The sequence below is a fragment of the Corallococcus sp. AB032C genome (genome assembly GCF_003668935.1).
In the GTDB taxonomy this organism is placed as follows: Bacteria; Myxococcota; Myxococcia; order Myxococcales; family Myxococcaceae; genus Corallococcus; species Corallococcus exiguus.
On sequence record NZ_RAWP01000011.1, the window covers coordinates 57,012 to 68,957 of the forward strand.

Below are 11,946 nucleotides of genomic sequence, written 5' to 3' on the forward strand. Positions count from 1 at the left end.
TCAGCCGCGCACGCGGAAGAGGGACAGGGGCTCGTCACGGCCCTTCACCAGCACCGGGTCCAGGGGCTCCAGCGCGAAGCCGTCCGCGTCCAGGAGGGCTCGCGTGGCTTCCGTGATCAGCACCTCGCCCGGCCGCGCGACGCCGCACACGCGGGCCGCGACGTTGGTGGCGTCTCCCACGGTGGCGTACTGAAGGTAGCGCTCCGAGCCGATGTTGCCCGCGGCCACCGGACCGGAGTTGAGCCCGATGTGCACTTGAATCTCCGGCACGCCCTCCGCCCGCCAACGGGCGTTGAGGTCCGCCAGGGCCTGCTGCATCTCCACGGCCGCGCGCACGGCCCGGTCCGCGTCGTCCGGCCGGGCGAAGGGGGCGCCCCACACGGCCATCAGCGCGTCGCCGATGTACTTCTCCAGCGTGCCCTCGTGGCGGAAGACGACGTCCGCCATCACCGGGAAGTACGCGTTGAGCATGTCCACCACCTGCCGGGGCTTGAGGCGCGAGGACATGGCGGTGAAGCCGGTGATGTCGGAGAAGAGGATGGTGACGTTCGCCTCGCGCACCTCCAGCGGCACGCCTCGCAGCGCCTTCAGCTGGCGCACGACGTCCGGCGGGAAGAAGCGCTGGTAGGCATTTCTCAGCACCGCCTCCTCCTCCAGCCGCCGCGCCAGGTGCGCGTGGTCCAGCGAGATGGCGGCCTGATTGGCGAAGGCGGTGAGGAACTCCAGGTCCTCGTCGGTGAAGAGGCCGCCCTGCTTGAGGCTGTCCAGGTACAGCACGCCCAGCACCGCGTCCCGCGTGCGCAGGGGCACGCACAACGAAGCGCGGATGGACTGGCGGAAGACGGAGTCCGCACCCACGAGCCGCGCGTCGTCCTGCGCGTCGGTGAAGAGGGCCGCCACGCCGCGCGAGTGCACGTAGTCCACGATGTGCTGGCTGTAGAAGCGCTCCGGCAGCGCCCCACCCCGCGCGCCACGGGACACCCGCGGCTCCAGCGTCCCCGTGTCGCGGTCCACCAGCAGCACCGCCGCCCGGTCCACCGCCCAGATTTGAAAGACGAGCTGGAGCACGCGCTCCAGCAGCCCGTCCACCGGGCCCGGGGACGAGAGAATCTGGCCCACCTTGAGCAGCACCTGGAGCTTGTCGCGGGTGCGGTCCGGAGAGCGCGTGTCGAGCAGCGCCTCCATGGTGGACCCGCCGGAGAAGCGCGTCTCCAACGGCTGCGTGCGCAGCGGGCCCCAGCCGTCCGGCAGCGGCGTGTCCGGGGACACCAGCCGGAAGAACACCTCGCCGCAGCGGAAGGACTGGCCGTGGCCCAGCTCCTGGCGCGACACGCGGTGCGGCCCCACGAAGCTGCCGTTCTTGCTGTCCAGGTCCACCAGCACCACGCGCCCGCCCGTGCGCTCCAGCCGAGCGTGACGCCGCGACAGGCTGGGGTGCGGCACGCGGATGCCGTTCTCCTCGGTGCGGCCGATGGTGGTAGTGCCCTCCGGCAGCATCACCACCCGTTCATCCACCTGGCCTGGATTGAGGATGACGCGCATGGGCTCAAGACCGCGTGGAGGGGACGGGCTTCAGGTGGGCCCCTTGGCCGTGAAGGCACCGGGCCGGGGCGGGGATGCGGGCACTTCCAGGACAGCGGGGGCCACCTGTTCAGAGGTGCGGTCCGCGGAGGACTCGGACTGGCTGCCGTGGCGGGCCACCACCTCGCGCACCGCGAGCGACTGGCCTCCGGGCCCTGGCAGGCGGCGGTCCCCTGCGAGCCGGCAGTCGAAGGCGTCCTGGAGCCGTGCGGCCAGCGTCTCGCTCACTAGCACCTGGTCGCGCGCGGCCACGGTGGCGAGCCGGGCCGCGGTGTTCACCACGTCGCCCAGCACCGTGTGGTCCAGGCGCCCGCGCCCGGCCGCGCCCACGTTGCCGGACAGCACCGGCCCGGTGTCCACGCCCATGCAGACGCCGTGGGCGTACGGAGACGCGTCACCGCCGCTCCACGCCAGGCCCTGCAGCCGCTGCTTCACCGCGAGGCAGGCGTCCAGCGCGCGCGACACGTGGCCTTCGCCCTGGAAGACGGCCATCACGGCGTCGCCCAGGAACTTGTCCACCACGCCGCCGCGCGACTCCAGCTCCGGGAGGATGACCTCGAAGTTGGCGTTGAGCCGGCGCAGCGCGGACTCCGGCGGGTGCTCGCGGGTGACGGCGGTGAAGTCCGCGACGTCCAGGAAGGCCACCGTGGCGTCCACCTGCTCGCCCGCGAGCGCGCCGGGGCCACGCACCAGCGGCAGCACCCGGTCCACGATGCCGCCGTGCACGAACATGCGCAGCAGCGCGTTCTCCTCCGTGGAGCGCACCGCGCGGCGCAGCTCCGCCACGTGGCGCACCGTCTTGGCCAGCGTGGACTCCAGGTCGTCCAGGTCCACCGGCTTCACCAGGAAGTCGAACGCGCCCCGGTTCATCGCCGTGCGCAGGTTGGGCAGGTCACCGTACGCGGAGACCATGACCACCTTCACCAGCGGATCCACCTCTCCCACGCGCGACAGGAAGGTGAGCCCGTCCATGCGCGGCATGTTCAGGTCGCACAGCACCGCGTGCGTGTCCGGGTGCTGGCGCAGGGCCTCCAGCGCCTCCTCGCCGTCGCGCGCGAAGACGAAGCGATAGACGCCGTCGCGCACGTGCCGGCGGAAGCGCTGGCGCATGAGCAACTCCACGTCCGGCTCGTCGTCCACCACCAGCACCGTGGCGGCCTGCCCGGCGCGGCCCGCCTCCACCAGCGCGACGAAGGCCGAGGCCAGCTCGCGCGCGGAGGCGAAGCGCTGCGCGAGCGTCGGGTGCAGGGCGCGCTGGAAGAAGGCGTCCCCGCTCGCGCCCAGCTCCGGCACCAGCTGCGAGACGGGCACCGCGGGCGGGTGGAAGGCGCCGCGCAGGAGCGCGCCCACGGACTCAGGCCCATAGGGGAACTGGCCGGTGAGGGCGCGGTAGAGCACCACCGCGAGCGACCAGAGGTCCGCTCTCGCGTCCAGGTCCGGGTCCGCGCGCAGCTGCTCCGGGCTCATGTAGCGCAGCGTGCCGGTGAGGCCCTCCGCCTGCGCGGGCGTACTGGTGGGGATGAGCGAGCGCGCGAGCCCGAAGTCGAGCACCTTCACCACCTCCTCCCCGTCCACGTGGGCGAGGAAGAGGTTGGCGGGCTTCAGGTCGCGGTGGACGAGCCCCGCCGCGTGCGCCGCCGCCAGGGCGCGGGCCACCGGCGTGACGAGCGCGGCCACGCGGGCCGGGGACAGGCGCCCCTGCTGGGTGAGGCGCGTCTCCAGGTCCTCGCCCTCCAGCAGCTCCATGACGATGTAGGGCACGCCGCCGTCCACACCGGAGTCGTGCACCTGCACCACGTGAGGGTGGCGCAGCCGGGCCACGGCCTGGGCTTCCTGCTCGAAGTGGCGGTGGGCCTCCGGCGTGCGCGCCACGACGTCCGAAGCGATGAGCTTGAGGGCCACGTGCCGCTGGAGCTGCAGGTCGACCGCGCGCCAGATGGCACCCATGCCACCGCCGCCAATCCTGCGCTCCAGCGCGTACCTGCCGCCCAGTGGGCGCCCGGTGTCCATCGGCCCTGTGTCTCCGTCCCGGCGGGCACGGCCTGGCGCGCGTGCCTCGCGAAGCCGGGAATGATGGCACACTTGACCCCTCCCCTGGCGTGCCCATTCGGTGCCGAGCCCGGAGCCCCGGGGCCCGGCTGCACGCCCGGTGTGGGAGGAGGAACGTCAGGTGCGGGTCAGCGCCTGGGCGAGCCGGGGCAGGACCTCCCCCGCTTTCGCCTCCACGCGCACATCCGCGAGGCCGTCGCCCCGGCTCTCCCCGATGTTGAGGATGCCAATGGGCATGTGCCGCTCCGCCGCGCGCGTGACGAAGCGGTAGCCGGAGTAGACCGTCAGCGACGAGCCCACCACCAGCAGCGCGTCCCCCTCCTCCACGAGCGCGAACGCGTCCTGCACCAGCGGCGCCGCGACGTTGTCCCCGAAGAACACCACGTCCGGCTTCAGCGTCCCGCCACAGCGCGTGCACGCGGGGACGCGGAAGCCCTCCACCGTCTCCTGAGACAACTCGGCGTCGCCGTCCGGACGCAGCTCCACGACGGTGTGGGCGAAGTCCGGGTTGAGGCCCAGCATCCGCGCCTGGAGCGACGCGCGAGGCTCCTGCGCGCCACACGCCAGGCAGCGCACCCGCGACAGCGCGCCGTGCAGCTCCAGCACGCGCTCACTGCCCGCGGCGTGGTGCAGGCCGTCCACGTTCTGGGTGATGAGCCCGGGCACCACGTCCGCCTTCTCCAGCGCGACGAGCGCGAGGTGCGCGTCGTTGGGCCGGGCGGTGGTGAAGCGCGGCCAGCCCAGCAGGCTGCGCGCCCAGTAGCGCTGACGCACCTCCGGCTGGTGCAGGAACTCGCGGTGCTGGATGGGGTTGCGCACCTTGTGGCGCGTCTCCGGGCCGCGATAGTCGGGGATGCCGGACTCGGTGCTGATTCCGGCTCCGGTGAGCACCACGACGCGGCGTCCACGCAGCAGCTGGGCCAGGGCGTCCACGCCCGCTTCCGGCGGGAGAGCGGCGACAGGGGAGTCCGTGAGGAGCGTCATTCCACCCTCCGTATAACGTGGCCCGTTCGCGCTCGCTCCAGGGCCTTGGCGCTTCTGACGAGGCGCTTACCGGACGAGCGCGTCCCTGGCGGGGTCCGCGGGCTTCGGCGTGGCCATGGCGGCCTTGATATCCTTGCGCGCGGCGAGGGGCAGCTTGGCGATCCAGCGGTCCATCGCCTGGCGCAGCTCCGGCACGGAGGACTCCTCGTCGGGGAGCGCGGCGGCTTCCTGGCGGGCCTCGGCGGCGAGCCGGACGGCGCGGGCCGGGTCCTGCTTCGCGTCCCACAGCGCGCGGGCCAGCATGTAGCGCGCGGCGGGGCGCTCCGCGGGACGGGGCCGGGCGCGCTCCCAACCGGCGACGGCCTGCTCCAGCGGGGCCAGCGCCTCGCGCGGACGGCCGAGCACCATGTACGTGCGCCCCAGGTCCACCAGGGCCCCCGTCCAGCCGCCGTTCACGTCGTCCGGCAGGGACGTCTGGAGCGCGGCGGCGCGCTGGAAGTACGGCAGGGCCTGGTCCGGCTGGTTGCGGTAGCTGAGCGTCTGCCCCATGCCCCGGAGCACCAGCGCCAGCGTGGGGTGGTCCGGGCCCAGGCTCTTCTCCACCTGTTCGAGCGCCGTGGCGAAGCGCTGGGTGGCCTCCTCCAGCCGGCCCATGTGCACCAGCAGCGTGCCGATGTTGTTGACGATGATGGCCACCGTGGAGCTGTCGCGTCCCTCCGTCTTCTCCGCGATGCTCAGCGCGCGTTCGTAGAGGGGCAGCGCCTCCTCGCGCTTGCCCTGGTACTGGAGCGCCAGCGCCAGGCTGTTGAGCGCGTCCGCCACCTGCGGGTGGTCCTGGCCCAGCGAGCGCTCCAGCAGCGCCAGCGCGCCCCGGGCCAGCCGCTCCGACTGCACGAAGTCGCCCTGCTGCCAGCGCACACTGGCCTGCTCCAGGCGGATGCGCGCCACGTCCGGATGCTCGGGCCCCAGCGCTCCGCGCACGGTGCCCAGGGCGCGCTCGTACAGGCCCAGTGCCTCCTCCGCGCGGCCCTGTGAGCGGCGCACGGTGCCCAGTTCCACGCGCACGTCCGCGACCTCCAGGGCCTCCGGGCCGAAGCGCTTCTCCAGGAAGGACAGCGCGCGCGTGAGCTGCTCGTGGGCCTCCGGGTAACGGCCCTGGCGCGACAACAGCCGGCCCAGGTTCACCGCGAGCGCGCCGGCCAGCTCCCTGCTGGCGCCCAGCCGCTCCACCGCGGCGCTGGCGCGCTCCGCGGCCTGCTGTCCCTGGGCGTAATGGTCCAACCGTTCGCCCGTCACGCGCACCGCCAGCGTCCACGCCCGGGCAGCGGCGTCGTCGTTGCGGCCGGCCTCCGCGGTCCACGCGGCCTGGAGCACCGTGGCCTCCGCGCCCCGGTAGTCACCAGCCCCGTCCTTCAACTCCGCGAGCAGCAGCAGCGCGTCCGCGGCGCCGGACCAGTCCCCCGCGGCGCGTGCGGATTGGGCCACCGGCTCCACGCGCGCCACGCCCTGCGAATAGCGGCCGGCGGCGCGCAGCGCCCTCGCGTCCACGAGCGCCTGGAGCAGCGCCACCGTGCGGTCCCTGGCTGCGGGGTCATCGGATGAGGAGTGGCCGCGCGACGTCAGCGCCTCCACGTCCGAGCAGCCCGCCAGCGGCGTCAGCCCCTCCACCGCGCGGGGCGCCCGCTCCACCAGGTCCGGGTCCGCCTGCGTGAACAACTGCGTGAGCGCGGCCACGTCCGCGAGCCGCGCGTCCAGGCAGCGCATGCGCAGCGCCATCACCGCTTCGCTCTGCTCGTGGCGCACGCGGGTGGCCTCGCAGGCCGCCGTGCGTGTCGTCACCCACGCGGCGGTGTACGAGTCCAGCCCCCGGCGCACGTGCCGGAAGGCGTCGTTCGCGAAGCGACGCTCAGTGCCGACGAAGGCCGCCTCCACCGCCTGTTGCCGGGACGCGTCCCACACCCCGTCCATGGCGCGGGCGGCACCTTCGCAGCCCGTGACGTCGCGGCGGTTGAGGACGTGCGCGAGGCCCACCGCGGACAGGAGCAGCAGCGACGCGCCGGCCACGCGCAGCCGCCACGTCCGGCGCGCCGCGGGGTCCGCATCCAGCGCGGCGATGAGCGCCTCCATGGACGCGTGGCGGTCCTCGGGCTTCACCGACAGGCCCTTCACCACCACCTTGCGCAGCCACTGCGGCACGCCGGAGTGCCGGGGCACGCTCTTCACGCGCCCCGCGTGCACCGCCTGGGACAGCTCCTCCACCGTGGCGCCCGCGAAGGGGCGCTCGCCGTAGAGGCCTTCATAGAGCGCGGCGCAGAAGCCGAACTGGTCGCTGCGCGCGTCGGTGCGCTCCTCCGGCGGGAACTGCTCCGGGGCCATGTACGCGGGCGTGCCGCCCTCCATGGCGCGCGGGTGCGTGGGGCTGCCCGGCAGCACCGGCGGGACCACGGCGCCGAACATGATGCGCGACAGGCCGAAGTCGGTGACGCGCACGCGTCCGTCCTGGGCCACGAGGATGTTCTCCGGCTTCACGTCGCCGTGCACGACGCCCACCGCGTGCGCGGCGGCGAGCCCCCGGGCCACGGCGAGGAAGACCTCCACCACCTGGCGCCACGGGTGCGGACCGTCGTGCTCCCACTTGCGCAGCGTGTGCGCGTCCACCAGCTCCATGGCCAGGAAGACCTGCCGGCCGAAGGTGCCCACGTCGAAGACGGAGACGACGTGCGGGTGGGAGACGCGGGCCATGGCCTGCGCCTCGCGCAGCACCTGCGTGCGTCCGGCCTCCGCGCCCAGCCCCAGCGCCTCCACCTGGAGGAGCTTGAGCGCGACGCGGCGGTCCAGCTCCGGGTCATAGGCGGCGTACACGACGCTCATCCCGCCCACGCCCAGCATCTCCAGGATGAGGTAGCGCCCCACCGCCGTGCCACGCGCGAGCGGCGGCGTGGGCAGCCTCAGGCGCGGCTTCTTCCCGCGCCACGGGTCCACGGCCAGCGTCGCCAGCTGGCTGTCGAGGACCTCCTCCTCCGGAACAGCCAGCCCGGAGTCCGTGGGCGGTTGCACCTTCAGCGCCTCGGACACCATGCGACGGCAGGAGGGGCACGTGTCCAGGTGCTCGTCGACGAGCGCGGCCCTGTCGGAGGGCAGCGTCCCGAGCAGGAGGTCCATGAACGTGGGTTCGTCCAGACAGGCGAGGGGCATGGGAGGCACGTGGAGGGAGGCAGCACAGCAGGACTCACGGCGGGCGTCGAGTCACCCCCGGGACGTTTCATGCGTTGAAGGGTTGCCTGCTCGGCGGGTGGGACGTCGGTTCGCGAACGCACCCATCCCTATGTGTTGAGACAGGGCGCGCTTTCTGGGAAGTGTCCAGGCATGAGGGTGTTGCGACGTCTCGGATGGGCCGGACTGATATCCCTGGCGCTGCACGCCCTCATCTTCGGGCTGCTGTGGGCAGTGGACCCCGCGCAGTCGTCCGCCGGACGCACCGCCCGGCTGCGCGAGAAGGCGGTCGAGGTGGAGATCATCACCTCCCCTTCCGTCACTCCGACGCCCCCGGCCCGGGAGCCCGCCACCCCACCACCGTCCGGCATCGCGACACGTGAGCCGCCGAAGAGCGCCCCTCCTCCGGCACCGTCCCCCGCGAAGCCGCGTGCGCCAGCGAAGGACGCGCCGGCCGGGCCACCACCCGCGACCGCGACGCGCGAACCCTCGGAGCCACCGCCGCCGCCCGTCGCGACGCGAGAGCCGGCTCCTTCCGAAGACGCTCCGCGCGCGTCGGCGGACGACATTCCACGCCTGGACATCGCGACCCGCGCGCCCGCTCCAGACGGGGACCGGCCCCCAGGTGCCCTTCCCCCGAGCCTGATTCCCTCCCCCGGCTCGAGCAAGGGGGTCATCATCACGACGCCGGAGAACTCCCGGGGCGGAGGCCGCACGCTGCGCCCCGGCGACCCGAGCCTGTCCGCCGAATCCATCGCCGCCGAGGAGCACGCACGCGTGTCGGAGCGCGTGCAGGGCATCGTCGACGAACGCCGCGCGCGAGACCGTGTGGACACCGGCCGCATCCATCCCTACTTCGGCCAACTGCGCGCGCAGTTGGAGAAGCAGATGGACGCCCCGCCCCTCTTCGACATGCCCAGCTTCCCCAAGCAGCTGATGTACTCCTACGCGGAGAAGGCCCGGCAGTTCGGCGCCACCGGCTCCCCCGGGAGCATGCCCGGGCCTCGCAAGCCCCCCAAGCCGGGCGAGCTCCTCGCGAAGCGCGCCCGCGACGAGCCCGGCTACAACCGTCTGCGCGGCCTCTCCCAGGCGGGCGAGGAGCTCCAGGACTTCGCCCACGGCGTCAGCACCATGAAGCTCACCGTCACGCTGGAGCTGCTCCAGGGCCCGGACGGACTCCTGCGCGAGGTGAAGCTCATCAGCCGCAGCGGCAACCGCGCCTACGACGACTACGTGCTCCAGGCCGTCCCGCCCGCGCTGGGGAAGTCCGCCGCGCCGCCCCCGGACGCGATGGGCGTGCACACGGACGGCATCCGCAGCGTCTGGGCCGTGGAGGGCCGCGTCGTCTACGTGCGCAAGGTCAGCGAGATGAAGAAGGGCGCGGACAACATCTACCTCGCCGCCCTGACCGCCGCGGGACTGCTCGCCGGCAACTTCGATGAGACCACCGGCGAGGTCTACGTCATCGACGTGCGCAACCCGCACTTCGAATGCCGCTCGCGGCTGCTGCGCGTCTACTGACTCAGGGCGTGAACGCCGCGGGCCACCGCACGCCTCCGCCCAGGGGCAGGAGCGCCTCCGCCACGTCGAGCAGCGCTCCGTCCGTCCACCGCCGCCCCACCAACTGCGCCCCCACCGGCAGGCCCGCCGACGTGAGCCCCAGCGGGAACACCACGACAGGGCTCCCCGTCGCGTTGAACAGGCAGGTGAACCCGCCAAAGGCCTCCAGGTAGTCCCGAGGCACGCCGTCCACGTCCAACGGCGCCCCGAACGGCATGTGCGGCGGCGCGGCCGTCATCGCCACCGGCACGAGCCACGCGTCCCAGCCGGACAGGAAGTCCTCCAACAGGCCGATGTGCACGTCCCGCCGGCTGAGCGCCGTGCCGTAGCCCGTCATGTCCACGCGCGTGCCCTGCACGATGGCCTTCGCCAGCAGGTCCCGCTCGAAGGGCAGGAACTGCTGCTGGTAGCCCTCGCGCACGGGCGGAGGCAGGGGCGCGCCCACCTCGGAGCCCTCCATCAGCCCCCACACCTCCACCAGGTCCGTGAAGTCCTGTCCCGGAGGCACGGCCTGCTCCACGACGACGCCCTCCGCGCGGGCGGCGGCGGTGAAGCGCTGGAACAGCTCACGCGTCTCGCGGTCGGCCTGGAACGGCCCCAGCGTGTCCGCCCACGCCAGCCGCAGGCCCTTCAGCGCCCGGGGCTTCGCGGCCCCCACCGGCGCGACGGGCGGCACCTCCGGAGCGCGCGGATCCGCGCCCTCGATGAGGGACAGGATGAGCCGCACGTCCGCCACCGAGCGAGCCAGCGGCCCCGCGCACGCCATGTGGCGCACGTGGCGCGGCCCGTCCGGCGGGTCCGGGATGTGGCCGAAGGTGGAGACGCGGTGCTCCGTGGGCTTGATGCCCACGACGCCGCAGTAGGCCGCCGGCTGCCGGATGGAGCCGCCAATGTCGCTGCCCACCTCGAACGGCGTGAGCCCCGCCGCCACCGCCGCCGCCGCGCCACCACTGGAGCCGCCCGGCGTGTGCCCCAGGTCATGCGGGTTGTTCGTCCGGCCCCAGAGCGGCCCGTCCGTCTGGAAGTCCCCCGCGAACGGCGGCAGGTTCGTCTTGCCGAAGAGGATGGCCCCCGCCGCCTTGAGCCGGGCCACCACGGTCGCGTCATGCGCGGGCACGTACTCCGCGAGGGCCGGGTGGGCGGACGTCGTGCGCAGGCCCCCGGTGCTGAACGCGTCCTTCACCGTGAAGGGCACGCCGTGCAGCGGGCCCCACAGCTCGCCCCGGGCGAGCGCCGCGTCCGCCTCTTCCGCCCGCTTCCGGGCCTGCGCCTCGTCCCACGTCACGACGGCATTGAGCGCGGGGTTGTGTGCTCGCGCGCGGGCGAGGAAGGCGTCCAGCACCTCCACCGCGGTGACGTGACGCTCGCGCAGGGCGGCCGCCAGCTCCGTCGTCGTGAGGGAGACGAGCGCGCGTGCGCCCCCGGCGGTTCCAGCCCCCTGAAGCGGGACAGATGACTTCATGTGCGTGCACTCCCCCTGAGGCCGGCCCCGGCGGCGCGGCCCTCCCATGCCCAGGGTTCTACCAACTCCTCAGCGCGCCCGGGCGCGCGGAGCCGGCGACACCACGTAGGCGGACGCGGAGTCATCCACCTTCACTTTCGGTGGACGCCGGGACTCCTCGAAGAGGCGGTAGCCCGGCTCCAGGTCGCGCCAGAAGGCCTTCCGTGCGTCGGTGACACCGGACAGGGCCTCCAGCGCCGCGAGCCCCGCCGCGTCCAGCCGCCGTGGGAACACGTGCACCGGCACGTCGCGGCGCATGCTCGCGCGGGCCTCGGACACCATGACGTACAGCTCCTCGATGGGGCCGTCCTCGATGGCCAGGCAGCCGATGCTCACGCAGTCGCCGTGGATGTAGATGTCGCCCCCGGGCTTCGCGGCGCCCAGCTTGCGGTCCAGCGCGTTCGGGTAGCTCACCCGCATGGACAGGTGGTACGCGCTCTTCGGGTTGAAGAGGTCCACCGTATAGAAGCCCTCCGGGACCTGCAGGTCGCCCTGGGCCCGCTTGGGACCCACGTCGCCGGAGGCCGCGCAGACGGGGAAGGTGCGCACCTTCACCAGCGGCTGGCCCGGCTTGCCCGCCCAGACCTCCAGCTCGCGCTCGACCTTGAAGGCCCGCAGGTAGAGCTCCTCCGGCGGCCAGGACAGCCCCGCCTCCTTGAACGTCTGGACGAGACCGGCCGTCTGGCGCTTGCGGGCCGCCGCGACCCGGTCTTCCGCGTGGGCGCACAGCGAGGCCAACAGGACACCCCACGCGAGCAGGACCTTCATGGGCGGAATGCTCCTTTCGTGAAAACGGTTTGACGCCGGGCGGCCGTCAATCCGGTCCCTGGGCAGGGGTGGGCGGAGAACAGGCTACAGGCACGGGGGCACCCCTGGCCCCCTGCTTCCCAAGCTGCTAGCAAGCGGTACGTGGGCTTTCTGGATGACGTTCAGCGTAACGGCGATGGAAACCAGGGCCTGCCCGGTGTTCTCATCTCCAACGTGCATCATGGCGAGCAGGGGCCGCCGGTGTGCGCATCGACTGTTGCTCCCCGCCCCGTGCCGTTCCGGCCTTTTGC

7 protein-coding genes are annotated in these 11,946 nt (G+C 73.2%); 1 reads left to right on the plus strand and 6 read right to left on the minus strand.

What is annotated here, in order from left to right:
• The 4 genes from D7X99_RS07000 to D7X99_RS07015 form a co-directional block, all read right to left on the minus strand.
• The gene (locus D7X99_RS07000; protein ID WP_121777066.1) at window positions 1–1,542 is read right to left on the minus strand and encodes an adenylate/guanylate cyclase domain-containing protein; all 1,542 of its coding nucleotides are present in this window, start codon (window positions 1,540–1,542) and stop codon (window positions 1–3) included.
• Window positions 1,543–1,572: 30 nt separating this feature from the next.
• Complete coding sequence (locus D7X99_RS07005) at window positions 1,573–3,591, minus strand: protein kinase (protein WP_121777067.1); 2,019 nt, start codon at window positions 3,589–3,591, stop codon at window positions 1,573–1,575.
• Between the two features lie 156 nt (window positions 3,592–3,747).
• Window positions 3,748–4,614, minus strand: a complete 867-nt coding sequence (locus D7X99_RS07010) for an NAD-dependent protein deacetylase (protein WP_121777068.1) — start codon at window positions 4,612–4,614, stop codon at window positions 3,748–3,750.
• 66 nt (window positions 4,615–4,680) lie between these two features.
• Entirely contained in the window at window positions 4,681–7,809 is a 3,129-nt protein-coding gene (locus tag D7X99_RS07015; RefSeq protein ID WP_121777069.1) for a tetratricopeptide repeat protein, read from the minus strand.
• A gap of 171 nt (window positions 7,810–7,980) precedes the next feature.
• Between D7X99_RS07015 and D7X99_RS43510 the strand changes: the two genes are divergently transcribed.
• Complete coding sequence (locus D7X99_RS43510) at window positions 7,981–9,348, plus strand: TonB C-terminal domain-containing protein (RefSeq protein ID WP_233613175.1); 1,368 nt, start codon at window positions 7,981–7,983, stop codon at window positions 9,346–9,348.
• Between the two features lies 1 nt (window position 9,349).
• Here D7X99_RS43510 and D7X99_RS07025 read toward each other — a convergent pair whose 3' ends face one another.
• Both D7X99_RS07025 and D7X99_RS07030 read right to left on the minus strand, forming a co-directional pair.
• The gene (locus D7X99_RS07025; protein ID WP_158626940.1) at window positions 9,350–10,849 is read right to left on the minus strand and encodes an amidase; all 1,500 of its coding nucleotides are present in this window, start codon (window positions 10,847–10,849) and stop codon (window positions 9,350–9,352) included.
• A gap of 69 nt (window positions 10,850–10,918) precedes the next feature.
• On the minus strand, window positions 10,919–11,656 hold the full coding sequence (locus D7X99_RS07030) for a murein L,D-transpeptidase family protein (RefSeq protein WP_121777071.1): 738 nt from the start codon (window positions 11,654–11,656) through the stop codon (window positions 10,919–10,921).
• Window positions 11,657–11,946 lie beyond the last annotated feature (290 nt).